Origin of the sequence: Luteibacter sp. Sphag1AF (assembly GCF_014192715.1) — a bacterium.
Lineage (GTDB): Bacteria > Pseudomonadota > Gammaproteobacteria > Xanthomonadales > Rhodanobacteraceae > Luteibacter.
In genome coordinates, this window is sequence record NZ_JACHYH010000002.1 from 109,776 (window position 1) to 133,634 (window position 23,859).

The following is a 23,859-nucleotide window of genomic DNA, read 5'->3' on the forward strand; positions in this document are numbered from 1 at the left end:
GGACAACCGGTGGAATTAACCACCGATCGGACGCATCACCTCGTCAAAGCTCAGGTTCTGGTCGGTGGACCTGGCATGATCTGCCACCCATTCCGCCACCTGATCTTCCATAACGCGATTCTGCAGTCCCGACATCAGTTGGGGGTCGCCGCTATAGAGTTCAATGACCTTTTCCGGCTCTTCATAGGTCGAGGCAATCGCATTGAGCATTTCTGCCATGCGCTTGCGATCAACGCGGATCTCGTTCTTGCGAGCGATTTCACCCATCAGGAGGGCGGCAGCCACGCGCTTGCGGGCAATCGGCTCTGCCTGGGCCACCAGCTCGGCCGGCGGGGTCTGGCCGCGCGGCACGTTGGAACCGGCAAGGCTCTCAGCCTCGGCCTGGACCATCAGCTCGGGAACGTCCAGATCCGAGTAGGCGCCGGCCAGCTTTTCAGCCACTTCGGACTTGAGGCGGGCCATCAGCGTCGCCTTCAGCTCACGCTCGAGGTTGGCGCGCACTTCCTTGCGGAAGGTCTCCAGGTCACCATCGACCACGCCGAAGGTCTTCACGAAGTCGGCGTCGACGGCCGGCAGGTTCGGCTCCTGCACCTTCACGATCTTGAAGGTGACGCTGGCGGTCTTGCCAGCCAGATCGGTGTTGCGGAAGTCAGCCGGGAAGGCGACGTCCTGCACCAGGTCTTCGCCGGCCTTGCGGCCAGTCAGGGCCTCGTCCAGCGCCTTGAACAGCGTGCCGGAACCCAGGACGCTGCCAGCGCGCTCCAGACCTTCGGCGGGGAAACGGTAGCCATCGGTCTGCGCGGCGTATTCGAACATCACGAAGTCGCCGTCCTTCGAGGCACGATCCACTTCGTCAAAGCTGCGGCGCTGCATGCGCAGGGTTTCGATCATCTTGTCGATGTCGGCATCTTCCACCGTCGCCTTCGGGCGCGCGATTTCCAGCGCAGCAACGTCGATAGCCGGGAATTCCGGCATGATTTCGAAGCTGGCGGTGTAGGAGATTTCGCCATCCACAGCCTGGCCGGTCGTGTCTACCGAGGGATTGGCGATCGGACGCAGATTTTCCTTTTCCACCGCTTCGCGCAGCGTGCTGCCGATCAGGTCCGAAAGGGCCTCACCGTGAACCTGCTGACCAAAACGCTGCTTCAGGACGGTGAGCGGAACCTTGCCCGGACGGAAGCCCTTCAGGCGCACCGTGCGACCCATTTCTGCAAAACGCTCGTCAACCTGCGCGTCGAGGCGCCCGGCGGGGATCTTCACCGTGAGCTTGCGCCCGAGCTTGCCGACCTTCTCAACCGAAACCTGCATGACATCTCCTGAAGCCGCCATCGACCTGGCGTGATGGCGACGTTCCGTCGCCGTAACCGAATATAGGGGATTGGTGCGAAGGGAGGGACTCGAACCCTCACGGGTTACCCCGCCAGAACCTAAATCTGGTGCGTCTACCAATTCCGCCACCCTCGCATACCAATGAGGAACGTCAGTGGTGACGGGAAACCCCCGCCCTCCACCTGGCGCCCCTCGCAAAACTCCGCCCAAGTGGATGATTCCCTTGAGCGAAAGCGGTCCATTTTAAGGCCCGCGCCTCACCCGGCACAAGCGGTGTGAAAAGCTAAAAAAAAACGCCGGTTGCGATGCAACCGGCGTTCTGATTGGTGGGCCGTGAAGGATTCGAACCTTCGACCAATTGATTAAGAGTCAACTGCTCTACCAACTGAGCTAACGGCCCTGGAAACGTTGAAGCACATTGTAAGTGGGGTGGACGATGGGACTCGAACCCACGGCATCCGGAATCACAATCCGGTACTCTAACCAGCTGAGCTACGCCCACCATAAAACGACATCTGGCGCGCCCGACAGGAATCGAACCTGCAACCGTCGGCTTAGAAGGCCGATGCTCTATCCGATTGAGCTACAGGCGCAAAGCGCTGTACGTAGAACGCCACTTGGTCGGGGCAGAGGGATTCGAACCCCCGACATCCAGCTCCCAAAGCTGGCGCTCTACCAGACTGAGCTATACCCCGTTACTCAAAAAACCTGACCGGCGTTACCACTGATCTAAGCCTTCAAAGGTTACGGGTCAAGCTCGAGCCCGTCAATCCGTAGAACACACACCACACTTTCAACTACTTCTGTTTTCAGGAAAGGCGCAATGCCTTTTTGAAAACCGACTCAATAAAACTGCGTTGAGCCGCTTTGTAAATGGTGCGCCCGGAGAGATTCGAACTCCCGACCACCAAGTTCGTAGCCTGGTACTCTATCCAACTGAGCTACGGGCGCACACTTAAAACTTTCCATTCTCTGCCGCGGCGCGTTTGCGTGTTGGCGTTGAATCGAGAAGCGGAATTATTCAGATATCGAGGGTGTGCGTCAACACTTTTTTGAAATTATTTTTCACATCGTTGTAGCAATTGATGTTTTGGACGGCTGAATCAGCACTCCGCTGCCACCCTGCCACGCTCAACGCACTTTCGCACTCGTCCACACCACCGCTTCCGACAAAAGAAAAGGCGACCCTCAAGGCCGCCCCTTCCCTCCACTCGCGACGCCTTACAGCTGCGTCGCGGGATTTCCCACCTTGTCCGTTGCCGAGCCTGCATCGCCCCGCGGAGGCGGCGGAGGCGGCGGCGTGGAACCGGGCTTCTGCCAATCCGCCGGCGGGCCGGGCTCACGATTGTTCATGATGTCGTCGATCTGTCGCGCGTCGATCGTTTCGTACTGAAGCAGCGCATCGGCCATGATGTGCAACTTGTCGATGTTGCTGGTCAGCAGCTCCTTGCTGCGCGCGTAAGCGCGATCAAGGATCGTGCGCACCACTTCGTCGATCTTGCGCGCCGTTTCATTGGAGACGCTCTTGTGCTGCGTCACCGAGCGACCGATGAACACTTCATCCTCTTCCTCGCCGTAGGTCACCGGGCCGAGTTCGTCGGACAGGCCCCACTTCGTCGCCATGTTGCGCGCCATCTTCGTGGCCCGCTCGATGTCGTTGGATGCGCCCGTGGTGACCTTGTCGTGACCGAAGATGATTTCCTCCGCCACGCGTCCGCCATACAACGAGCACAGCTGCGATTCGATGGCGACCTTGTTGATGCTGTAGCGGTCGCCTTCGGGCAGGTACATGGTGACGCCCAGTGCCCGGCCGCGCGGAATGATCGTGACCTTGTAGACCGGATCGTGCTCCGGCACCAGGCGACCGATGATTGCGTGACCCGCTTCGTGGTACGCCGTCAGACGCTTCTCTTCTTCGCTCATGGCCATGGAGCGACGCTCCGAGCCCATGAGGATCTTGTCGCGTGCACGGTCCAGATGGCTCATGCGCACTTCGCGTGCGTTCTCACGTGCAGCAAACAGCGCCGCCTCATTGACGAGGTTGGCCAGGTCCGCGCCGGAGAACCCGGGGGTGCCTCGCGCAATGGTCATCGGCTCGACGTCAGCAGCCGTGGGCACTTTGCGCATGTGCACTTTCAGAATCTGCTCGCGACCCTTCACGTCCGGCAGGCCAACTACCACCTGGCGATCGAAACGGCCCGGACGAAGCAGCGCCGGATCGAGCACGTCAGGACGGTTGGTCGCCGCGATGACGATGATGCCTTCGGTGCCTTCAAAGCCATCCATTTCAACCAGCAGCTGGTTGAGGGTCTGCTCGCGCTCGTCGTGACCGCCGCCCATGCCGGCGCCGCGATGGCGACCGACGGCGTCGATTTCGTCGATGAAGATGATGCACGGAGCGTGCTTCTTGGCCTGCTCGAACATGTCGCGCACGCGGCTTGCGCCGACGCCGACAAACATTTCGACGAAGTCCGAACCGGAGATCGAGAAGAACGGCACCTTGGCCTCGCCCGCAATGGCCTTGGCCAGCAGCGTCTTACCCGTACCCGGCGGACCCACCATCAGCACGCCGCGCGGAATCTTGCCGCCCAGCTTCTGGAACTTGCCCGGATCGCGAAGGAACTCGACAAGCTCGCCGACTTCTTCCTTTGCCTCATCGCAACCTGCGACGTCAGTGAAGTTGACCTTCACCTGGTCCTCGCCCTGCAACTTGGCGCGGGAGCGGCCGAAACTCATGGCGCCACGACCACCCGAGCCCGCCTGCATCTGGCGCATGAACCAGATGAGCACGGCAACGAAGATGATGATCGGCAGCCAGTTGAACAGGAGCCCCAGCAAGGAGAAGCCGTTGTCGGCCGGCTCCTGGCGGACATCGCTGCCCTTGTCGCGCAACTGCTTCACCAGGTCGCTGCTGGACAGGCCGACCATCGGCACCACCGTGCGATAGGCCGAGCCATCCTTCAGCTTGCCCGTGATCGTGGGCGGCGCCGTGGAAGTAATGGTGCTGGTTGCAACGTTGCCATTATCAACCTGCTGGGTGAAGTTGGTGTAGGACATGTCCTGCGCCGAACCACCATGCGGATTGAATGTCTGAAACACAGTCAGGAGCACGACCGCGATAATCAGCCAGAGCAACAGATTTTTTGCCATCTCGTTCATGCGCGGTTCTCGCCTTGTTGCCGGCCCGGCTTCAATCCGGTTGCCAGCGCATAGACCTCAGGTGAACGGGCACGTGAGGCCTTCGGTTTACGCATCGTCACGCGCTGGAAGTCTGCGCGCAAGGTTTTCAGATAGTCGTCGAACCCGACGCCCTGGAACAGCTTCACGAGGAACGAGCCCCCGGGCTTCAGCCATTGGCGGCTGAAATCGAGGGCCAGGTCGCAAAGATCCATGGCGCGGATCTGATCGGCCAGAGCCACACCGCTCATATTGGGGGCCATATCGGACAGAACAAGATCAACCTTCTGACCACCCAGCATGGCCTCAAGCTCACGCAACACCGATTCCTCACGGAAATCGCCCTGCATGAAGTCCACCCCCGACAGGCCCACCATCGGCAGGATGTCCAGGGCAATAACCTTGCCAGAAGCATCGCCCATGCGCTGGCGGGCCAGCTGGGACCAGCCGCCAGGGGCGGCGCCGAGGTCGACTACGGTCATGCCGGGCTTGATGAGCTTGTCCCGCTCGATCAGCTCTTCCAGCTTGAAAATGGCGCGGGAACGCAGCCCCTCGGCCTGGGCACGTTTGACGTAAGGGTCGTCGAAGTGTTCCTTGAGCCAGCGGGAACTACTTTTACTGCGCGCCATTCAATAAGCCACGGATAGGGAGACAGAGTCTCGCATGATACCCTTTGCGGTATCGAAGCCGCGAATCGAACCTGAACGCAATGTCGCTCTCCCCTACCCAGCGCCGTTACCTGCGCAGTCTTGCCCACGATCTCAGCCCTGTCATCCTGCTCGGGAACAAGGGCGCCACGGAGGCCGTCGCAAAAGAACTGGCACTGGCGCTCGACCGTCACGAACTGGTCAAAGTGAAACTCTCCGGTGGTGATCGCGAAGAACGCGATGCCCAGATCGACTTCCTCGCGAAGGACACCGGTGCCGAAACCGTGCAGCAGATCGGCCACGTCGTGGTCCTGTTCCGCCGCAACGAGCAAGAGCCGAAGCTGGCCCTGCCCCGCTGAATTGCCATGGAACTCTCGTTCGAGCATCCCGGTGAATACCTGTTCGTCCGCCGCGTCAGCGCCGGCACAGTCACCATCGTCGACCGCGATTTTCACGCCAGCCTCCTGCTCACCCCCGAGCAGGTGGTCGAAAACTGGGGCGTCACCGACGCCTCGGCCATGACCGTCGAGCAGATCGAGCCCATCGCCCGCCTCAAGCCGGAAGTTGTGTTACTGGGCACCGGCGAGCGTCAGGTTTTTCCGCCTGCGGCCGTCATGGCTGGCTTTTTGCGTCAGAACATCGGCATCGAAGTGATGACCAATGGCTCGGCCGCCCGCACCTATAGCCTGCTTGCCAGCGAAGGTCGCCGCGTGCTGGCCGCGTTCATCCTGCCGGAGTGACATCCATGCGAATGCTGGTCCTTGGCGCCGGCGGTACCGGCGGATACTTCGGTGGCCGCCTGGCCCAGGCCGGGGCCGATGTCACCTTTCTGGTGCGTCCGGCGCGGGCAAGGGAGCTGGCTTCAGACGGACTGGTCATTCGCAGCCCACTGGGAGACGCCAGTTTTCCGGTACGCCACGTGGTCGCCGACGACGTGGCCGCTCAAGCGCCCTTCGATGTCGTATTGCTTGCCTGCAAGGCATATGACCTGGACTCGGCCATGGATGCCATCGCCCCGGCGATGGGACCGGACACCGTTATTTTGCCCATCCTGAACGGCCTGGCGCACTATCCGGTGCTGGATCAGCGTTTTGGCGCAGATCGGGTGCTGGGCGGGCTGTGCATCATCAGCGCCACCAAAGGACCGGCTGGCGAAGTGCTGCATCTGGGCCCACCGGCCTCGATCACCTTTGGTGAACGCCAGCCCGGCAAGCAGAAGGATCACTGCGAAGCCATCGCCACATTCTGCCGCGAGGCCTCGCTGGAACACACGCATGCCGCAGACATCGACGGCGCCATCTGGACCAAATTCACCTTCCTGACCGCCCTGGCGTCAGGCACGTGCCTGTTCCGAGCGAGTGTCGGCGGCATCGTCGCCACGGACGAAGGGCGCGATTTCATGGATGGGCTTTATGGCGAATGTCTTGCCGTCGCCAAGGCGGCGGGTCATCCCGTGCCGGAAAGCGCGCAGAAAATGGCACTGCACGCGATCACCCAGCCGGGCTCTCCGCTGACCTCCTCGATGCTGCGCGACCTGCTGGCCGGCCAGCACACGGAAGGTGCGCACATCGTGGGCGACATGCTTCACCGCGCCCGCGCGGCCGGGGTGGCCGCGCCGCACCTGTCAGCCGCGTGGATTCATCTGCAGGCGTACGAAGCCACCCGCTGAAACAGCGCTAGCGCTGCGGCAGATACTGCAGCGGGTCCACCGGGTTGCCATCGCGACGGATCTGGAACTGCAATTCGTCGCGCGTTGCGCCGCTGGAGCCCATTTCAGCCACCGTCTGCCCCGCCTTCACCTTCTCGCCCTCCTTCACCAGGCGCTTGCGGTTGTGGCCGTACGCGGAGAGGAAGCTGTCGCTGTGCTTGATGATGACCAGTTCGCCGTAGCCCACCAGGCCATTGCCGCTGTACACCACCACGCCATCGGCGGCGGCACGCACGGGGTCACCGCCCTTGCCGGCGATTTCGATACCGGGAATGGCATCGCCTGAGGAGAATTTCTTGATGAGCGAGCCATCAGCCGGCCAGCGCCACGCAATGCCGCCCGCCGAACGCGTGGCGCCACTGGCAATGATCGGGGTCTCGGCGGGCGGGTTGACCACCGGAGCCGGAGCGGCTGTCGGCGGCGCGCCCGGCGCTGCGGGCGGCGGCACGATGGATTCGGCAGGCTTGCCCGCCACGACAACCGGCGTGTTCGTCGTGGTCGCTGGCGCGGGCACGGCGACCGGCTGTGGCGCTGCTTCAACCACCGGATGCTCGACCGGCGGCGGCTCGCCGTGAATGACAGGAGCGGGTGTGGAAGGTTGCGATGCGCCATGGGTGGCCGACGCAATGGCGATGGCATTGCCCGGCGCAGGACGGTCGCGCTCGGCAGATGGCGGCGACAGGCGCAACGACTGTCCGGGCCAGATCGTGTACGAGGAGTCGATGTTGTTCCAGCGCGCCAGCTCGCGGAAATCCACCTTGTTGCGGAATGCGATGCTGTAAAGCGTGTCGCCCTTCTGCACTTCGTAGCTGCCGCCGGGCGGCGGCGCCACCACATGGGATGCGTGCGACGGCTGATAATTGCCGGTACGGGTGACCACCACCGAGCTTCGCGTGGCCGCGTCACAACCGGCCAGCACCAGCATCGCAGCCATCAACGCAACGGGGCCAAGCGTGCGCGGCACGCCGGCAAAAGCATGGGTGAGCATCGCTGACTTCCTTTCCCAGGCACTCATCGGAAGAAGATCCACCAAACCACCAGCGCGGCAATAACCGCAATGACGGCCCATCCTATACGTTCGATGTGTTTATGCAGTATGCGTTCGGCACGTTCGCCATAGATGCGGATCAGGAGAGCCAGCAACCACACCCGCTTGCCACGCCCGATGATCATGCACACCAGGAACGGAATGACAGGCACACCCACGATACCGCTGGCCCAGGTCACGAACTTCATCGGCACCACAGGCACCAGCGCGGCGAGCGCCAGAGCAACGTACAGCCCGAACTGATGACTGGCCATCCGCTCCTGCAAGGACAGCACGCCCTCGTGGATCGAGTCGGCCGCGTGCATGGATTCCAGAAGCGGCATCAGCGCCTGGTAGGCGTAATGCCCCAGCGCATAACCCACCAGCGAACCCATCATCGAAAAAAGAAGGCTGATGTTGGCAAAGCGGAATGCCTTGCGCGGCTCGGCCAGCATCATGGGCGCCAGCATCACCTCGGGCATGACCGGGAAGATGAACGCTTCCACGAAACTCAGGCCCGCCAGATAGCGCACCGCATGACGGTGGCGCGCCCAGACAATGGCGCGCTCGTAAAGAGAACCGAACAGCTTCACTTAAACATTTCCCCTGAAATAACCCGCCATCACCCGATACCACCGAGCAACGGAACAAAACTGACCGGCCCGAGCTCTTCACGCTCGATATCGCCGTTTTCACCCTTGGTCAGACGCACCAGCACCTGCTGACTGGGTGAGCCGACCGGCGCCACCAGCACGCCGCCGGGACGCAGCTGATCGAGCAGCTTCGTGGGAACGCGGTCGCCGGCCGCCGTAAGAATGATGGCGTCGAACGGGCCTTCAGCTTCCCAACCCAGCTTGCCGTCGTCGTGACGGGAGCGCAGGTTTTCGATACCCAGCTGACGGAATCGGCGACGCGCCTGACGCAGCAATTCCTCGATGCGCTCCACCGTGTACACCTGCGGCACGATGCCTGCCAGCACGGCGGCCTGATACCCGGAACCGGTGCCGATTTCGAGCACACGTTGCGGCATGCCGCGCTCGATCAGCACCTCGGTCATGCGCGCCACGATCCACGGCTGCGAGATGGTCTGGCCGTGGCCGATGGGCAGCGCGGTATTTTCGTAAGCGCGCGAGTGCAGCGCCTGATCAATGAAGTGGTGACGTGCAAGATGACGGATTACTTCAAGCACGCGGTCGTCGCGAATGCCTTCTTCCTGAAGCTTCGTCACCAGCCGGTCGCGGGCGCGCTGCGAGGTCATGCCTTCCCCGCGCAGTGCCGATGGCGGCAGCGAGTGCAGGTTCACCATCAGGCAGCCTCCTCGTCATCCATCGCGGCAGTCAGCGACTGCATCCAGCTGCTGACCTTCTCCAACGCCTGGAAGCGCGTGAGGTCCACGTGGATCGGCGTGACCGACACGTACCCGCGGCTCACTGCATTGAAATCCGTGCCCGGGCCTGCATCGTCCACTTCACCAGGCGGGCCAATCCACCAGATGTCACGACCGCGCGGATCGGTGTCGCGAATGCACGGCGCAGCGCGATGGCGCTTGCCCAGCCGCGTGACTTCAAAACCCTTGATGGCTTCCCACGGCAGATCCGGCACATTCACGTTGAGAATGGTGTCGGCAGGCAGCGGGTCGATCAGCAGGCGCTGCATCAGCAGTACTACTGCGTTGGCTGCCGAATCGAAATGCTCGCCCACGTGATCGCGGGTAACCAGCGATACGGCAATGGCGGGAAGGCCAAGGAAACGTCCTTCCATCGCGGCGGAGACCGTGCCGGAATAAATCACGTCGTCACCGAGGTTGGCGGCGTTGTTGATGCCCGACACCACGATATCCGCCTCGACATCCAGCATGCCCGCCAGCGCCAGGTGCACGCAGTCGGTCGGCGTCCCGGACACCCGGTAGAAACCGTTGTCCATGCGCACGGCACGGATCGGTTGATCCAGCGTGAGCGAATTACTCGCGCCGGAGCGGTCGCGGTCGGGGGCAACCACCGTCACCGTCCCCACCTCGGCCAGACGCCCGGCGAGAACCCGGATGCCCTGGGCGTCCACACCGTCGTCGTTGCTTACCAGAACTTGCATGGTGATCCAGATCGAATGAGCACGGCGTCGGGAGCCCGAAGACCGCGAATGATTCCTGTCCCTGAGTCTACCGGACTTGACCTCCGGGATTCATGGACACATGGGATGCTGGCGACCATTGTAGGATGGACCCATGACACGCCGCGCCCCTTCCGTTGACGACCAGGACAGCCGCCTTTTCCGGGAGGCCATCGGCGACGTGCGGCCCATGCAGCCGGTGGAAGCGGCGCCCGGCAAGCCTCGACCTGCCCCGCATCCCCACATGCGCGATGCCGATGAGGCGGCCGTTCCGGCCGAATTATTGCTGATGGACTTCGACCCGGCCGATCTTGAGGTGGGCGAAGAGTTGTCGTACCTGCGCGATGGCTATCCGCCCAAGGTGCTGCGTCAGCTCAAACGCGGCCAGTTCAGCATCCAGGCGGACGTGGACCTGCACCAGATGAATGCCGCCGCTGCGCAAATGACCATCGCGGAATTTCTGGCGGAATGTCATCACGAGGGCATTCGCTGTGTGCGCATCATCCACGGCAAAGGTCTGCGCTCCAAAGCACAGGGGCCTGTCCTGAAAGGATTGACCGACCGTCTCCTGCGTCGCCGCGACGACGTGGTGGCCTTCGCCTCCGCCCGTGCGATGCAGGGCGGAACCGGTGCCGTGGTGGTGCTGCTGAAAGCCTGAGCGCGCGAAGGGTACTGACCAGAAGACGCCAGAACCGGGGACGAAACTCCCCCCACCGGCATCAGGTACGCGAAACCTCGCGAATCACCGTCGTGGCATAGGCACCCGACGGCAGGCCAAATGACATTTCCAGCGCGCCGTCGTCCAGCCAGCGCCAGGACAGGTCCTGCGGAAACAGACGCAGCGGCCGCCGCTCCTGATCCATGCGCGCCCCCGCCAAACCATCGGCCAGGGCCTGATCGCGAGCTGCCACGGAGCGCTCCAGTTCGCCGGCATCGGCACCGGCAGGCGTGTCGCCGCTACCCCACAGCGGGCCCGACGGATGAATGTCGCCGCTGGATAGACGTCCCGCCAGGGTCTCGTCGAACGCTTCCGGACCAAACCACGAACGGGAGCCATTGAGTGACCAGATCTCGCCGTCCATCGGCTTGTCCCAGACATCCTGGTTCACGCGCTCGGCCAACACGCCATTGAAAATATGCGAACGGGCAGCAGACAGCAGAATGGAACGCTTGTCGCGATCCACCCGGCGGCCACCAAACATCTGCCGAGCCTGATCCACATTGTTGCCGCCCAGACCAAACCGTTGCTCGCCAAAGTAGTTCGGAACGCCACGCGCGGCGATGGCCGCCAGACGCTGCTCCGCTGCCTCGCGATCACCCTGCACATCACGCAGCACGATCACGAAGCGGTTGCCGCGCAATGCGCCGCGCTTGATCTTGCGCTTGTGCCGCGCGCTGGACAGCACACGAACATCTTCATGCGGAAAGGTGGACCAGTCCGGATCGGCCTTGCCCGGTAGCTGCACGGTGAAGGCTTGGCGGGTAACCGCATGGCGATCCTTCATGCCCGCGTAGCTCACATTCATCGGCGAGGTGCCAGCGAATTTCGCCAGCTCGCGCGCAACCCAATCGGTATTTGCGCCGCGCTTCTCAACGATCAGCAGAGCATGCTCGCCCTCGCCGTCGGCTTCATAGCCCAGGATTTCCTCGACGAAGAAGTCTTCCGCCGATACGCGAAGGCGCGCCTCAAGCGGGGGATTGCCAAAGGCAAAAGGAAGTTCGTTATCAGCCATGTTCTGTCGCCTTGCCGGTCACAGCAGGAAAATCGTTGCCAGACCCAGAAAAATGAAAAAGCCACCGCTGTCCGTCATGGCGGTGATCAGCACGCTGGAACCCAGCGCAGGATCGCGTCCCGCCCTGGCCATCAGCATGGGGATGCCCACGCCCATGAAGGCGGCGAGCAGCAGATTGAGTGTCATGGCGCAGGTCATCACCAGACCCAGCGCCGCGTTGCCATACAGAAGCCACGCCACCACACCGATCACGCCACCCCAGACCAGGCCATTGATGAGCGCAACGCCCAGCTCCTTGCGCCACAGCCGGCGCAGGCCATTGACGCCCACCTGCTCAAGCGCCATGGCGCGCACGATCATCGTGATGGTCTGGTTGCCCGAATTGCCACCAATGCCTGCCACGATGGGCATCAGGGCAGCCAGCGCCACTAGCTTCTCGATGGAATGCTCGAACAGGCCGATGACGCGCGAGGCGACAAACGCCGTGATGAGGTTGATGGCCAGCCATGCCCAGCGGTTGCGCACTGACTTCCAGATGGACGCGAAGATGTCTTCTTCCTCGCGCAGGCCGCCGCGCGACAGCGCTTCGGCCTCACCTTCCTCGCGAATGAGATCGACCATCGCATCCACGGCGATGCGGCCAATCAGGCGGCCGGCGTCATCCACCACGGGCGCGGTCACCAGGTCGTAGCGCTCGAAGGCCTGAGCCACCTCGTACGCGTCGTCCTCAGGACGAAACGTGTTGACGTCCGGCGCCATCACATCCGTGACCATACGATCGGGCGAATTCACCAGCAGCCAGTGCAGCGGCAGCACGCCGGTCAGGAGATTCTCGCTGTTGACCACGAACAGCTTGTCGGTCTGTTCGGGCAATTCATCGAAGCGGCGCAGATAGCGCAGTACGGTTTCCAGACTGATGTCTTCGCGGATGGTAACCATCTCGAAGTCCATCAATGCACCGACCTGATCTTCCGCGTAAGAAAGGGCCGACTGCACGCGCTCGCGCTGCTGCGCGTCCAGGCTTGCCATGAGTTCGGGCAAGACTTCTGTCGGCAGGTCGTCGACCAGATCAGCCAGTTCATCCGCGTCCAGCGGCTCGACGGCGGCAAGAATCTCGCTGTCGTCCATGTCCGCGATCAGCGATTCGCGCACCGAATCGGACACTTCGAGAAGGATTTCACCATCCCGCTCGGTCTTCACCAACTGCCAGACCGCGATGCGGTCTTCCAGCGGCAACGACTCCAGCACGTCGGCCATGTCGGCCGGATGCAGTTCATCCAGCATGGCCTGAAGCGTGGCGTTGGCGCTTTCCAGCGCTTCCGCGTTGCCGTCCGGCGTAGCCGCCGCGTGCTCCAGAAGATCATCACGCCGGCGCAGCAGCCCCTCGATCACCTCAAGGCGATCATGCAGCCTGTGCGTCGAAACGCGTGATTCGGTCTCGCTCATGCGCGAACCAGCAGCACGACGGCCATCGCTGCGATACCTTCGCGCCGGCCGGTGAAACCGAGTGTTTCGGTCGTGGTGGCCTTGATGCTGATGCGATCCACGCCCACGCGCAGATCCTGCGCAATTGCCTCGCGCATGGCGTGCGCGTGCGGCCCGACCTTGGGCGCTTCGCAGATCACCGTGATGTCCGCGTTACCCAGTTCGTAACCGTGCTCAACCAGCATGTCTGCAATGGCGCGCACAAACGTGCGGCTGTCCGCACCGCGCCAGCGTTCGTCACTGGGCGGAAAGTGCTTGCCGATGTCACCCAGCGCCAGTGCGCCAAGCAGTGCATCGCAAAGCGCGTGCAACACCACGTCACCGTCGGAATGGGCCAGCAAACCCTGGGTGTGCGAAACGCGCACGCCACCGAGCATCACATGGTCACCCAGACCAAACGCGTGAACGTCAAATCCCTGCCCAATGCGCATTACCGGGTCCTCTCAAGCAGGAACTCCGCCAGCGCGAAGTCGGCCGGCGTGGTCACCTTGATATTGTCTTCCGAGCCTTCGACAAGCAGAGGCGCGATGCCGCGCCGCTCCATCGCCATGGCCTCGTCGCTTACCGCCGTGCCTTCCTCTCGCGCCACCATCAGTGCGTCGATCAGTGCACCACGACGGAACATCTGCGGCGTGAAAGCACGCCAGCGCCGTTCACGCGGTTCCGTGCCAAGGCTACGCCCGGACGCATCGCTATGTTTGAGGGTATCGCGCAGAGGCGCCCCCAGCAGGCCGCCGTCGGTACGACTGGCCAGATCAATCAGGCGCTGGATATCCGCCTCGCGAACGCAAGGTCTTGCGGCGTCATGCACCAGCACGAAGTCGTCGTGAGCCACCTCCGAAGGCAACGCCAGCACGCCGGCCAGCACCGAATCACTGCGCTCGCCACCGCCCACGGCTGTGAGAACCGGTTTGTGCGTCGCCACGGAAATGGACGGCCAGAAGGTGTCGCCGCCGCCCAGCACGACCATCAGGCCGGCAATGGACGGATGCGCGGCAAGCCGCTCAAGCGTGTGCCCGATCAGCGGCCGCCCACCCAGCAACTGGTACTGCTTTGGCCGATCACCGCCGGCACGCACACCCCGACCCGCTGCCGGAACGACACACCACAAACCACGCATGTCAGTGCCCGCCGTCGATGGGCGGCGGCGTCGGAGGTGCCTTGACGCTGGATGGTTCCACGATCTGATAAAACGTTTCGCCCGGCTTGATCAGACCCAGCTCCGAACGGGCGCGGGCCTCGGTGGCCTGCTCGCCGTGCTTGAGGTCTTCAACGTCCGCCGCAAGCGCCTGATTGCGCTTTTGCAGTTCGAGATTCTCATCGGCCTGCGTCTTCAGACTGTCGCGCAGCGTCTCCACCTCATGCATGCTGCCACTACCGACCCACAGCTTAAGCTGCAGGCCGATCAGCAGAATGATCAGGGCGAGACCGATCCAGCGAAGTACGGCGGCGTTGCTCAAGGGACGGGACTCAGCCGGGCAGCTTGGCGAGGTTCGGGAACGCGTTGCGACCCGCGTAGCGCGCTGCCGAGCCCAGGGCCTCTTCAATGCGAAGCAGCTGGTTGTACTTGGCGACGCGGTCGGTGCGGCACAGCGAACCGGTCTTGATCTGCGTGGCGGTGGTCGCCACGGCGATGTCCGAAATCGTGGTGTCTTCGGTCTCGCCCGAACGGTGCGAGATGATCGCCGCGTACTTCGCCTTGTCGGCCATTGCGATGGCTTCCAGCGTCTCGGACAGCGTACCGATCTGGTTGACCTTGATCAGGATGGCGTTGGCGATGTGCTTGTCGATGCCTTCCTTGAAGATGGCCGGGTTGGTCACGAACAGGTCGTCGCCGACCAGCTGCACGCTCTGACCCACCTTCTCGGTGAGCAGCTTCCAGCCGTCCCAGTCGCCTTCGGACATGCCGTCTTCGATGGTGACGATCGGGTACTGCTTGGCCCACGAGGCCAGCAGGTCAACGAACTCGCCCGGCGAGTACTTCTTGCCCTCGCCTTCCAGATCGTACTTGCCGTCCTTGAAGAACTCCGTGCTGGCCACATCCAGGCCCAGCAGGATGTCGCTGCCCACCTTGTAACCGGCGAGGTTCACCGCTTCCAGGATGGTGTCCAGCGCTTCCACGTTGGAGCGGAGGTTGGGCGCGAAGCCGCCTTCGTCGCCCACGGCGGTGTTCAGGCCACGGCCCTTCAGCACCGACTTCAGCGCGTGGAAGATTTCTGCGCCATGACGCAGCGCTTCGGCAAACGTGGGCGCGCCAACCGGAAGCACCATGAATTCCTGCACGTCCACATTGTTGTCGGCATGCGCGCCGCCGTTGATGATGTTCATCATCGGCACGGGCAGCGTGTTGTTTCCCAGCGACAGGTACTGCCACAGCGCCTGCTTGCGCGACGCGGCCACGGCGTGCGCCGCCGCCATGGAAACGCCCAGCAGCGCGTTGGCACCCAGGCGGCCCTTGTTCGGGGTACCATCCAGTGCGATGAGCTTGCTGTCCAGACCCTTCTGATCAGCCGCATCGAAGCCCTTCAGCGCCGAAGCGATTTCGCTGTTGACGTTGCCGACGGCCTTGGTGACGCCCTTGCCGCCGTAGCGGGACTTGTCGCCGTCGCGAAGCTCAACGGCTTCGCGCGAACCGGTAGACGCACCGCTCGGCACAGCCGCACGACCGAACGAACCATCAGCCAGCGTGATCTCGGCCTCAAGCGTGGGATTGCCGCGGGAATCGAGGATTTCGCGAGCGTGAATGCGAGTGATATCAGTGGTCATGCGTATTCCGTAGGTGTTGGAAACTATTTAACCAGCGCCCCGAGCGCCATGAGCGCTGCGGAGCCGAGAAGGATGAAACCATTGAAAACCAGACCGACCGCGGCAAGCGTGCGGCGTCGGCCAGGGCGGCGAAGGCCGACAAGACCAAGCGCGACACCCACCAGGGCGCCGATCAGAAAAAGAAACATGCCCATGCCGAGCAGGGAGAAAGCGTCGGTGGTTTCGTCCGACTGGCCATCGGCCACCAGCATGCTGGTGATGCCAAGACACAGGACGATGCCGCAGCCGCTGATCAGTGCCACCACGAACGAAGCAATACCCGGCCCCGAATGGGGAACACGCGCGACTGCGGCTGTTTCGGCCGCCGACGGCGTGATGCCGGTGTCTTCGCTCATCGTGCGCGCCCTCCCAAGGCCCAAAATTACGGTGGATAGCGGCGGAAGAGTCGCGCCGTAGGGCGCCATCATACTAAGGATGCCCGGCATAAGGTCATGCCAGCTGCATCGCGCGCAACGTCAATGCGCGCCTTTTTCGAGCAGTTCAATGAAACCCGGAGGCGTCGTGCAGGTTCCCTGCGTGGCCATTGCCGTGAAATAACGGGCATAGCCGGCACGAACGGCCGTTTCGGTGCGCGTGCGACCGTCCTGGTTGGCGTCCATCATCAGGGCCATCAGCGCCTGCGTGGTCTGGTTGGCCGCATCGCCGCCGGACTGGGTGAGCGACTTGCGCCAGGGCGACTCGGCGTCCAGCAACGCAAGCGCCTTTTCGCGCACCTCGGCGGCCTTGCCCGAATCGGCAAGACGGCGACCCACTTCGCCGCCGTTGATGTTCTGCTTGCTCATGTAGCCGTCTTCACAGGCGGCCACCTGGCGATAATCAGCCATCAGCAGCTTCCACTCTTCCGACGTGAGCGGCGCATACGGGCTGCGCGCCGGCGGCGGGTCCGCCAGCACGGGCGCACTGAACGCCACGATGCAGGCCAGTGCCAGCAGGCGCGCGGCGCGCGTCATGCGTGATCCCTGAATCCGCGACGCTTGACCACCTGGTCCAGCTCCAGAAGCGTTTCCAGCAGCTCTTCCATCTGACCCAGAGGCCACGCGTTGGGGCCGTCGCTCAATGCCTTGGACGGGTCCGGATGCGTTTCGGCAAACAGGCCCGACACGCCCGCTGCCACGGCGGCACGCGCCAGCACCGGCACGAATTCACGCTGACCACCGGAACTGGTGCCCTGCCCGCCCGGCAGCTGCACCGAATGGGTGGCGTCGAAAACGACCGGGCACTGGGTTTCACGCATCACGGCAAGCGAACGCATGTCGGACACAAGGTTGTTGTAGCCGAAGCTCGCGCCGCGCTCGCAGACCATGATGTCGTGGTTGCCCACATCAAAGGCCTTCTGCACCACGTTCTTCATGTCCCACGGGGCAAGGAACTGGCCCTTCTTGATGTTGACCGGCTTGCCCGCACGGGCCACGTTCTGGATGAAATCCGTCTGGCGGCACAGAAAGGCGGGCGTCTGCAACACGTCGACCACCGCGGTGACTTCGTTGAGCGGGGTGTATTCGTGCACGTCGGTGATGACCGGCACGCCGATCTGCTTCTTCACCGCATCCAGCACTTTCAGGCCTTCTTCCAGACCGGGGCCACGGAAGCTGTTGCCCGACGAGCGGTTGGCCTTGTCGAAGCTGGACTTGAAAATGAAGTTGATGCCGAGGCGACCCGTGATTTCCTTCAACTGACCGGCAACGTCCAGCTGCAACTGCATCGACTCGATGACGCAGGGGCCGGCAATCACAAACAGCGGCTGATCCAGGCCTACTTCAAAACCACAGAGCTTCATGCAAGCGACTCCCGGGAAACGTTGGCAAGCCGGTCACCTTCGCGAACCGCCTTGAATTCACGCGCAGCGCGCACGAAACCGATGAACAGCGGATGGCCGTCGCGCGGCGTGGAGGTGAATTCCGGATGCGCCTGGCAGCCGAGGAACCACGGGTGCACCTGCTGCGGCAGCTCGACGATTTCGACCAGGAGGTCGTCCATCGACTTGCCCGAGATGACCAGGCCCAGATCCTCGAACGACTGGCGGTAACGGTTGTTGAATTCGTAACGGTGACGGTGACGTTCGCGCACCACGTCTTCGCCGTACAGCTCGCGCGCCAGCGTGCCCGCCTTGAGGCGGCATTCCTGCGCACCCAGGCGCATGGTGCCGCCCAGGTCGGAGCGCTCGGTGCGCTGCTCGACTTCGCCGGCCGCCGTGGTCCATTCAGTGATGAGGCCGATGACCGGATCAGGCGTGTTGCGGTCGTTTTCGCTGGAGTCGGCCGCCTTGAGGCCAGCCTTGTTACGGGCGAAATCGACAACCGCAGCATGCATGCCGTAGCAGATGCCGAAGTACGGCACGCCACTCTCGCGGGCGTACTGGGAGGCCAGCACCTTGCCTTCGAAACCGCGCTTGCCGAAGCCGCCGGGAACCAGAATGGCGTCGACGTCGCCCAGCACGGCAGCGGCGCCGCGTGCCTCGACGTCTTCCGAATCCACCCAGCGCAGGTTCACACGTGCCGACTGCTTGATGCCGCCATGACGCAGCGCTTCGCCCAGCGACTTGTAGGCATCCTTGTGTTCCACATACTTGCCGACGATGGCGACGGTGACTTCGTCGCTGGGATGTTCCACGGCTTCCACCGTGCGAATCCAGCCCGACAGGTCCGGCGTGGGCGCCGCATCCAGACCAAGGCGCTTGACGACCAGTTCGTCCAGACCCTGCTCATGCAGCCACATCGGCAGCTTGTAGATCACATCCACGTCGACCGTGCTGATCACCGCCTGCTTTGGCACGTTGGTAAAGAGCGCAATCTTGTGGCGCTCGCCTTCGGGCAGCGGCTGCTCGCAACGGCACAGCAGCACATCGGGCTGGATACCGATGGAGCGCAGTTCTTTCACCGAATGCTGGGTGGGCTTGGTTTTGATCTCGCCCGCAGCCTTGATGTACGGCACCAGGGTGAGATGGATGAACATGCACTTTTCCGGGCCGTGCTCGATACGCAGCTGACGGATGGCTTCAAGGAACGGCAGCGACTCGATGTCGCCGACGGTGCCGCCGATTTCTACCAGCGCCACGTCGTAACCGCGCGTGGCCTCGTGGATCGAGTGCTTGATCTCATCGGTGATGTGCGGAATGACCTGCACCGTCGCGCCGAGATAATCGCCGCGACGCTCCTTGCGGATCACCGATTCGTAGATCTTGCCGGCCGTGATCGAATTCTTGCCGGTGAGACGCGTGCGCACGAAGCGCTCGTAGTGGCCGAGGTCCAGATCGGTCTCGGCGCCGTCGTCGGTGACGTAGACCTCACCGTGCTGGAAGGGACTCATGGTGCCCGGATCCACATTGATATAGGGATCGAGCTTCATCATGGTCACGGAAAGACCCCGCGCCTCAAGAATGGACGCGAGCGACGCCGCTGCGATGCCCTTCCCGAGGGAAGACACCACACCGCCGGTGACGAAAATGAGGGGAGTCATGCGAGCAGCCAGTGCTGGAAATCGGCATTTTAGCGGAGAGGACGCCGCGGGGCGAGTGTCTTGCTGAATGAAGTGCACATCACACGTCCGACTCCCCTCAATGGCCCCCGACGTCTTACCATGAAGCATGCCTAATCAAACGATCCCCAGCCGCCTGAACGCCCTGCGCCAGGCCATGTCCCGCCACGGCGTCCATGCCGTGATCGTCCCGACCGCCGACCCGCATCTTTCCGAATACCTGCCACCGCGCTGGCAGGCGCGCGAATGGCTTTCGGGTTTCACCGGCTCGGCCGGCACACTGGTGGTCACTGCAGATTCGGCAGGACTGTGGACTGACTCCCGCTATTTCGATCAGGCCGCCCGCGAGCTGGAAGGCTCCGGTGTGCCACTGATGAAGATGCTGGTGCCGCACACGCCGGAGCATGTGACGTGGGTGATCGGGCAGGTGCCTGCACAATCCACTGTTGCGGTTTCTGGCGACAGCATGTCCCCGGGCGAAGCGGCTGACCTGAGGCGCCGTCTCAGCGATGCGGGATCGTCGCTGCGCACCGACCTGGACCTGCCGGGCGAGGTCTGGGCTGACCGTCCCGCCATGCCATCGGCAGAAGTTTACGAACATGTGGCGCCGTATGCCGCCGTATCCCGCGCGCACAAGCTGCGCCAGGTGCGCAAGGCCATGACGAAGGCAGGGGCCACCCATCACGTCATTTCCAGCCTGGACGACATCGCATGGCTGACCAACCTGCGCGGCGCCGACGTCGACTTCAACCCGGTATTTCTCGCCCACCTGCTACTGGAGGCCGAGCACGGCACGCTGTTCACCGACCGCCAGCGTCTCGCACCCGGCGTTGAAAAAGCCCTGGCAGACGACGGCATTTCCGTGGCGGATTACGCCGCGGCGGCGGCCGCACTGACTGCCCTTCCCGACGATGCGGTGCTGCTGCTGGACCCACAGCGCGTGGTCATCGCGATCACGGAGGGCATTCCGGCCGGCGTCAGGGTCGTCAAGGCCGCCACCCCCTCCACGGCGCTCAAGGCCCGCAAGACGGCCGACGAACTGGAGCACATCCGCGACGTCATGCGCCGCGACGGTGCCGCGCTGGTGCGGGCCTTCCGCCGTATCGAAACCGGCCTGCAAGCCGGGGAGCCCCTTACCGAGCTGGACGTGGACACCATCGTGCGCGAGGCCCGCGCCGCGCAAGCTGGCTTCACGGGCGAAAGCTTCTCCACCATCGCAGGCTACGAAGCCAACGGCGCCCTGCCGCACTATCGCGCCACGCCGGAGCACTTCACGGCGCTCGCCGCGAAAGGCCTGCTGCTGATCGACTCCGGCGGCCAGTATCTGGGCGGCACCACCGACATTACTCGCGTGCTGGCGCTGGGGCCGACCACGGACGAACAGCGCCGCGACTCCACGCTGGTGCTCAAGGGCATGATCCACCTGAGCCGCGCCCGCTTCCCCAAGGGCGCCAGCGGCCAGCAACTGGACGCGCTCGCCCGCGCCCCGCTGTGGGCTGCCTGCATGGACTTCGGCCATGGCACCGGTCACGGCGTGGGCTATTTCCTCAATGTGCATGAAGGCCCGCACAGCATCCGCCCGCCCCGCAGCGGCGCGACACTGGTCCCGCTGGAACCGGGCATGATCACATCCATCGAGCCAGGCCTCTACAAGCCGGGCCGCTACGGCATCCGCCACGAGAACCTGGCGGTGGTAACCGAGGCCGACAGCACCGAATTCGGCGATTTTCTGGCCTTTGAGACGCTGACCCTGTGCCCCTTCGACCGTCGCGGGCTGGAACCACGCCTACTGGAACCCTCTGAACGCGCCTGGCTGGACGATTACCACGCCACGGTGCGGGCCGCGCTGGCGCCACTGCTGGACGGGGCTGACCGGGAATGGCTTGAGTGGCACTGCGCCCCGCTCTGACGCGCCCCCCCCTTCCAGTCTCACGGCATGACACCGCCGTCCGTTAGCTTGACCTGCCCCGCCGTGCCGACCATCCTGCACGGCTACGAACGACCGCGAGCCTCATGAATACTCGTTACAACGCTTCCGACATCGAAGTCCTTTCGGGCCTTGACCCCGTCAAGCGCCGGCCGGGCATGTACACCGACACCACGCGGCCGAACCACCTTGCCCAGGAAGTCATCGACAACTCCGTCGATGAGGCCCTCGCCGGCCACGCCAAAACCATCGAAGTCACGGTATTTGCCGATGGCTCGGTGGAGGTGTCCGACGACGGCCGCGGCATGCCGGTGGACATTCACCCGGAAGAAGGCGTTCCCGGTGTCGAACTGATCCTCACGCGACTGCATGCCGGCGGCAAGTTCTCCAACAAGAACTACGCCTTCTCCGGCGGTTTGCACGGCGTGGGCGTGTCGGTGGTCAATGCGCTGTCCACGCGCGTTGACGTGACCATCCGCCGCGACGGCCAGGAATTCCGCATGTCGTTCGCCAATGGCGACCGCATCAGCGACCTGGACGTGATCGGCACTGTTCCGAAACGTCGCACCGGTACCACGCTGCGCTTCTGGCCCGACCCGAAATACTTCGACACACCGAAGATTCTCGTCACCAAGCTCAAGCACCTGCTGCGCGCCAAGGCGGTGCTGTGCGCAGGCCTCACGGTGAAGCTGCACGACGAGGCGTCCGGCGAGTCTGTCGAGTGGTACTACGAAGACGGACTTTCCGACTATCTGCGCGGTGCGCTGGAAGGCGCCGAGGCATTGCCGCCCGACCTGTTCGTGAAGCACTTCGCACGCGAAACCGATGCGGTCAGCGTCGCCCTCACCTGGCTGCCTGATGGCGAACTGGTGCAGGAAAGCTACGTCAACCTCATCCCCACCGCGCAGGGTGGCACGCACGTCAACGGTCTGCGTTCCGGCCTTACCAACGCCATCCGCGAATTCTGCGACCTGCGCAATCTGCTGCCGCGCGGTGTAAAGCTGGCGCCGGAAGATGTGTGGGAACGCCTGGCCTTCGTCCTTAGCGTCAAGCTGCAGGATGCCCAGTTCGCTGGCCAGACAAAAGAACGCCTGTCCTCGCGCAACGCCGCCGGCGTGGTCGAGAACATCGTGCACGATGCTTTCAGCCTGTGGCTGAACCAGCACGTGGACATGGGCGAGCGCATCGCCCAGCTGGCCATCGAGCGCGCATCCGCGCGACTGAAGGCCGCCAAACAAGTCGTGCGCAAGAAGATCACCCAGGGCCCCGCCCTGCCCGGCAAGCTGGCCGACTGCGCGTCCACCGACCTGGCCCGCACCGAACTCTTCCTGGTGGAAGGTGACTCGGCAGGCGGTTCGGCCAAGCAGGCGCGTGACAAGGACTTCCAGGCGATCCTTCCGCTGCGCGGCAAGATCCTCAACACCTGGGAAGTGGAATCCGGCGGCGTGCTCGCGTCGCAGGAAGTGCACGATCTGGCGGTGGCCATCGGCTGCGATCCGGGCAAGGACGACCTCTCCGGCCTGCGCTACGGCAAGGTAGTCATCCTCGCCGACGCGGACTCCGACGGCCTGCACATCGCCACACTGCTGTCTGCGCTGTTCCTGCGCCACTTCCCCGCACTGGTCCGCGAAGGCCATGCGTTCGTCGCCATGCCGCCGCTCTTCCGCGTCGACGTGGGCAAGCAGGTGTTCTACTGCCTCGACGAAGAAGAGAAGCGCCTGATGCTTGAGAAGGTCGAGCGCGAAAAGATGAAGGGCGCCGTCAGTGTTACCCGATTCAAGGGTCTGGGCGAGATGAACCCCGCGCAGCTGCGCGAGTCCACCATCCACCCCGACACCCGCCGCCTCGTGCAGCTGACCGTCGAAGCCGACGACGGCACCCACAAACTGATGGACATGCTGCTCGCCAAGAAGCGCGCCAGCGACCGCAAGCAGTGGCTTGAAGAAAAAGGCGACATGGCAACCCTCGAAGTCTGAGGCTGTGTTTGCGTGGCGCAGGGATGCGCCACATTCGCCCGAATTGTCTGCGCCCCGACCTCGCCGCTGCCTGCCGTTCTGTCGGGCTAGAACCTGTCAGACGTTTTCATCGAGAAAATGACTCTGCTCACCTATGTGCCTTCCGAGGGCTGCATATAGCAGCGAGAGCGCGAATGTCGTTTCAACGAAGCAACCAACGGCTTCCAGCCCCTAGCCACAGGGCCCACATTGGAACTTCGTTCGGCCAAGCCAAGCCAAGCCCAGCCAAGCAGTTTCGCTCGTTGGCTATGCACCTTTCAGGCATCCAGCGGCACGATATGTCGTTGGTGGCGTACCAGTGAATCAGCACCTCCACCAACGCTCTCCTTTCAGACCCGTTGCGGCCCAGAACCAAGGTGTGTTCGCCCAAGCATTCCCACGCGCGCGACCGATCGCTCGTTTCTA

At 63.3% G+C, this 23,859-nt stretch carries 23 protein-coding genes and 6 tRNA genes; 6 read left to right on the top strand and 23 right to left on the bottom strand.

The annotated features are described in order from the left end of the window. Window positions 1-15: 15 nt before the first annotated feature. From tig to rlmE, 9 genes are all read right to left on the bottom strand, one after another. A complete protein-coding gene (gene tig / locus FHW69_RS07370; protein WP_183422415.1) occupies window positions 16-1,308 on the bottom strand; it encodes a trigger factor in 1,293 nt (430 codons plus the stop codon). Between the two features lie 71 nt (window positions 1,309-1,379). Continuing rightward, window positions 1,380-1,464, bottom strand: a tRNA-Leu gene (locus FHW69_RS07375). Between the two features lie 189 nt (window positions 1,465-1,653). Further along, window positions 1,654-1,729, bottom strand: a tRNA-Lys gene (locus FHW69_RS07380). A gap of 25 nt (window positions 1,730-1,754) precedes the next feature. Continuing rightward, window positions 1,755-1,831 (bottom strand) — tRNA-His (locus FHW69_RS07385). A gap of 14 nt (window positions 1,832-1,845) precedes the next feature. Further along, window positions 1,846-1,922: transfer RNA gene (locus tag FHW69_RS07390), tRNA-Arg, on the bottom strand. Between the two features lie 25 nt (window positions 1,923-1,947). Beyond that, window positions 1,948-2,024: transfer RNA gene (locus FHW69_RS07395), tRNA-Pro, on the bottom strand. A 179-nt stretch (window positions 2,025-2,203) separates the two neighbouring features. Then, window positions 2,204-2,280, bottom strand: a tRNA-Arg gene (locus FHW69_RS07400). Window positions 2,281-2,550: 270 nt separating this feature from the next. Continuing rightward, window positions 2,551-4,488, bottom strand: a complete 1,938-nt coding sequence (gene ftsH / locus FHW69_RS07405) for an ATP-dependent zinc metalloprotease FtsH (RefSeq protein ID WP_183422416.1) — start codon at window positions 4,486-4,488, stop codon at window positions 2,551-2,553. Further along, entirely contained in the window at window positions 4,485-5,135 is a 651-nt protein-coding gene (rlmE, locus tag FHW69_RS07410) for a 23S rRNA (uridine(2552)-2'-O)-methyltransferase RlmE (RefSeq protein ID WP_183422417.1), read from the bottom strand. Before rlmE ends, ftsH begins: the two co-directional genes overlap by 4 nt. 80 nt (window positions 5,136-5,215) lie before the next feature. Between rlmE and yhbY the strand changes: the two genes are divergently transcribed. The 3 genes from yhbY to panE are packed head-to-tail and all read left to right on the top strand — an operon-like array spanning window position 5,216 to window position 6,822. Next, window positions 5,216-5,512 carry a ribosome assembly RNA-binding protein YhbY gene (gene yhbY, locus FHW69_RS07415; protein ID WP_183422418.1) on the top strand — a complete coding sequence of 99 codons (297 nt, stop codon included), beginning with the start codon at window positions 5,216-5,218 and terminating at the stop codon, window positions 5,510-5,512. A 6-nt stretch (window positions 5,513-5,518) separates the two neighbouring features. Continuing rightward, a complete protein-coding gene (locus FHW69_RS07420; RefSeq protein WP_183422419.1) occupies window positions 5,519-5,893 on the top strand; it encodes an Mth938-like domain-containing protein in 375 nt (124 codons plus the stop codon). 5 nt (window positions 5,894-5,898) lie between these two features. After that, a complete protein-coding gene (panE, locus tag FHW69_RS07425; RefSeq protein WP_183422420.1) occupies window positions 5,899-6,822 on the top strand; it encodes a 2-dehydropantoate 2-reductase in 924 nt (307 codons plus the stop codon). Window positions 6,823-6,829: 7 nt separating this feature from the next. Here the strand turns inward: panE and FHW69_RS07430 are convergent, their stop codons facing one another. The 4 genes from FHW69_RS07430 to surE are packed head-to-tail and all read right to left on the bottom strand — an operon-like array spanning window position 6,830 to window position 9,976. Continuing rightward, window positions 6,830-7,849, bottom strand: a complete 1,020-nt coding sequence (locus tag FHW69_RS07430; protein ID WP_255494704.1) for a peptidoglycan DD-metalloendopeptidase family protein — start codon at window positions 7,847-7,849, stop codon at window positions 6,830-6,832. A gap of 23 nt (window positions 7,850-7,872) precedes the next feature. Continuing rightward, window positions 7,873-8,481, bottom strand: coding sequence for a VTT domain-containing protein (locus FHW69_RS07435; protein ID WP_183422421.1), 609 nt, complete (start codon window positions 8,479-8,481; stop codon window positions 7,873-7,875). 29 nt (window positions 8,482-8,510) lie between these two features. Then, window positions 8,511-9,194 carry a protein-L-isoaspartate(D-aspartate) O-methyltransferase gene (locus tag FHW69_RS07440; RefSeq protein WP_183422422.1) on the bottom strand — a complete coding sequence of 228 codons (684 nt, stop codon included), beginning with the start codon at window positions 9,192-9,194 and terminating at the stop codon, window positions 8,511-8,513. Continuing rightward, window positions 9,194-9,976: a 5'/3'-nucleotidase SurE gene (gene surE / locus FHW69_RS07445; protein WP_183422423.1), complete on the bottom strand. Its 783-nt coding sequence runs from the start codon at window positions 9,974-9,976 to the stop codon at window positions 9,194-9,196. Before surE ends, FHW69_RS07440 begins: the two co-directional genes overlap by 1 nt. A 133-nt stretch (window positions 9,977-10,109) precedes the next feature. Between surE and FHW69_RS07450 the strand changes: the two genes are divergently transcribed. Then, complete coding sequence (locus FHW69_RS07450; protein WP_183422424.1) at window positions 10,110-10,652, top strand: Smr/MutS family protein; 543 nt, start codon at window positions 10,110-10,112, stop codon at window positions 10,650-10,652. Between the two features lie 61 nt (window positions 10,653-10,713). On the opposite strand, the gene truD is transcribed toward FHW69_RS07450, so the two are convergent. The 10 genes from truD to FHW69_RS07500 all read right to left on the bottom strand — a co-directional run bounded on the left by truD (window position 10,714) and on the right by FHW69_RS07500 (window position 19,494). Continuing rightward, window positions 10,714-11,727 carry a tRNA pseudouridine(13) synthase TruD gene (gene truD, locus FHW69_RS07455; RefSeq protein ID WP_183422425.1) on the bottom strand — a complete coding sequence of 338 codons (1,014 nt, stop codon included), beginning with the start codon at window positions 11,725-11,727 and terminating at the stop codon, window positions 10,714-10,716. Between the two features lie 18 nt (window positions 11,728-11,745). Further along, on the bottom strand, window positions 11,746-13,173 hold the full coding sequence (mgtE, locus tag FHW69_RS07460) for a magnesium transporter (protein ID WP_183422426.1): 1,428 nt from the start codon (window positions 13,171-13,173) through the stop codon (window positions 11,746-11,748). Further along, window positions 13,170-13,643, bottom strand: coding sequence for a 2-C-methyl-D-erythritol 2,4-cyclodiphosphate synthase (ispF, locus tag FHW69_RS07465; protein WP_183422427.1), 474 nt, complete (start codon window positions 13,641-13,643; stop codon window positions 13,170-13,172). The genes mgtE and ispF overlap by 4 nt, the downstream gene beginning before the upstream one ends. Next, on the bottom strand, window positions 13,643-14,332 hold the full coding sequence (gene ispD / locus FHW69_RS07470) for a 2-C-methyl-D-erythritol 4-phosphate cytidylyltransferase (protein ID WP_183422428.1): 690 nt from the start codon (window positions 14,330-14,332) through the stop codon (window positions 13,643-13,645). The genes ispF and ispD overlap by 1 nt, the downstream gene beginning before the upstream one ends. A gap of 1 nt (window position 14,333) precedes the next feature. Then, a complete protein-coding gene (ftsB, locus tag FHW69_RS07475) occupies window positions 14,334-14,672 on the bottom strand; it encodes a cell division protein FtsB (RefSeq protein ID WP_183422429.1) in 339 nt (112 codons plus the stop codon). 10 nt (window positions 14,673-14,682) lie between these two features. Continuing rightward, on the bottom strand, window positions 14,683-15,978 hold the full coding sequence (gene eno, locus FHW69_RS07480) for a phosphopyruvate hydratase (protein WP_183422430.1): 1,296 nt from the start codon (window positions 15,976-15,978) through the stop codon (window positions 14,683-14,685). A gap of 23 nt (window positions 15,979-16,001) precedes the next feature. Beyond that, window positions 16,002-16,373 (bottom strand): hypothetical protein, encoded by a 372-nt coding sequence (locus FHW69_RS07485; protein ID WP_183422431.1) that lies wholly within the window; start codon window positions 16,371-16,373, stop codon window positions 16,002-16,004. A gap of 120 nt (window positions 16,374-16,493) precedes the next feature. Then, window positions 16,494-16,988, bottom strand: a complete 495-nt coding sequence (locus tag FHW69_RS07490) for a hypothetical protein (protein WP_183422432.1) — start codon at window positions 16,986-16,988, stop codon at window positions 16,494-16,496. Beyond that, window positions 16,985-17,815: a 3-deoxy-8-phosphooctulonate synthase gene (gene kdsA, locus FHW69_RS07495; RefSeq protein WP_183422433.1), complete on the bottom strand. Its 831-nt coding sequence runs from the start codon at window positions 17,813-17,815 to the stop codon at window positions 16,985-16,987. Before kdsA ends, FHW69_RS07490 begins: the two co-directional genes overlap by 4 nt. Beyond that, window positions 17,812-19,494 carry a CTP synthase gene (locus FHW69_RS07500; RefSeq protein WP_183422434.1) on the bottom strand — a complete coding sequence of 561 codons (1,683 nt, stop codon included), beginning with the start codon at window positions 19,492-19,494 and terminating at the stop codon, window positions 17,812-17,814. Before FHW69_RS07500 ends, kdsA begins: the two co-directional genes overlap by 4 nt. Window positions 19,495-19,621: 127 nt before the next feature. Between FHW69_RS07500 and FHW69_RS07505 the strand changes: the two genes are divergently transcribed. After that, window positions 19,622-21,421, top strand: coding sequence for an aminopeptidase P family protein (locus tag FHW69_RS07505; RefSeq protein WP_183422435.1), 1,800 nt, complete (start codon window positions 19,622-19,624; stop codon window positions 21,419-21,421). A 104-nt stretch (window positions 21,422-21,525) separates the two neighbouring features. After that, entirely contained in the window at window positions 21,526-23,415 is a 1,890-nt protein-coding gene (parE, locus tag FHW69_RS07510) for a DNA topoisomerase IV subunit B (RefSeq protein WP_183422436.1), read from the top strand. Window positions 23,416-23,859 lie beyond the last annotated feature (444 nt).

Coding starts and splice junctions, on each gene's coding strand:
- tig (WP_183422415.1), bottom strand. CDS start 1,308: ATGCAGGTTTCGGTTGAGAAGGTCGGCAAGCTCGGGCGCAAGCTCACG.
- ftsH (WP_183422416.1), bottom strand. CDS start 4,488: ATGAACGAGATGGCAAAAAATCTGTTGCTCTGGCTGATTATCGCGGTC.
- rlmE (WP_183422417.1), bottom strand. CDS start 5,135: ATGGCGCGCAGTAAAAGTAGTTCCCGCTGGCTCAAGGAACACTTCGAC.
- yhbY (WP_183422418.1), top strand. CDS start 5,216: ATGTCGCTCTCCCCTACCCAGCGCCGTTACCTGCGCAGTCTTGCCCAC.
- FHW69_RS07420 (WP_183422419.1), top strand. CDS start 5,519: ATGGAACTCTCGTTCGAGCATCCCGGTGAATACCTGTTCGTCCGCCGC.
- panE (WP_183422420.1), top strand. CDS start 5,899: ATGCGAATGCTGGTCCTTGGCGCCGGCGGTACCGGCGGATACTTCGGT.
- FHW69_RS07430 (WP_255494704.1), bottom strand. CDS start 7,849: ATGCTCACCCATGCTTTTGCCGGCGTGCCGCGCACGCTTGGCCCCGTT.
- FHW69_RS07440 (WP_183422422.1), bottom strand. CDS start 9,194: ATGGTGAACCTGCACTCGCTGCCGCCATCGGCACTGCGCGGGGAAGGC.
- surE (WP_183422423.1), bottom strand. CDS start 9,976: ATGCAAGTTCTGGTAAGCAACGACGACGGTGTGGACGCCCAGGGCATC.
- FHW69_RS07450 (WP_183422424.1), top strand. CDS start 10,110: ATGACACGCCGCGCCCCTTCCGTTGACGACCAGGACAGCCGCCTTTTC.
- truD (WP_183422425.1), bottom strand. CDS start 11,727: ATGGCTGATAACGAACTTCCTTTTGCCTTTGGCAATCCCCCGCTTGAG.
- mgtE (WP_183422426.1), bottom strand. CDS start 13,173: ATGAGCGAGACCGAATCACGCGTTTCGACGCACAGGCTGCATGATCGC.
- ispF (WP_183422427.1), bottom strand. CDS start 13,643: ATGCGCATTGGGCAGGGATTTGACGTTCACGCGTTTGGTCTGGGTGAC.
- ispD (WP_183422428.1), bottom strand. CDS start 14,332: ATGCGTGGTTTGTGGTGTGTCGTTCCGGCAGCGGGTCGGGGTGTGCGT.
- eno (WP_183422430.1), bottom strand. CDS start 15,978: ATGACCACTGATATCACTCGCATTCACGCTCGCGAAATCCTCGATTCC.
- FHW69_RS07485 (WP_183422431.1), bottom strand. CDS start 16,373: ATGAGCGAAGACACCGGCATCACGCCGTCGGCGGCCGAAACAGCCGCA.
- FHW69_RS07490 (WP_183422432.1), bottom strand. CDS start 16,988: ATGACGCGCGCCGCGCGCCTGCTGGCACTGGCCTGCATCGTGGCGTTC.
- kdsA (WP_183422433.1), bottom strand. CDS start 17,815: ATGAAGCTCTGTGGTTTTGAAGTAGGCCTGGATCAGCCGCTGTTTGTG.
- FHW69_RS07500 (WP_183422434.1), bottom strand. CDS start 19,494: ATGACTCCCCTCATTTTCGTCACCGGCGGTGTGGTGTCTTCCCTCGGG.
- FHW69_RS07505 (WP_183422435.1), top strand. CDS start 19,622: ATGCCTAATCAAACGATCCCCAGCCGCCTGAACGCCCTGCGCCAGGCC.
- parE (WP_183422436.1), top strand. CDS start 21,526: ATGAATACTCGTTACAACGCTTCCGACATCGAAGTCCTTTCGGGCCTT.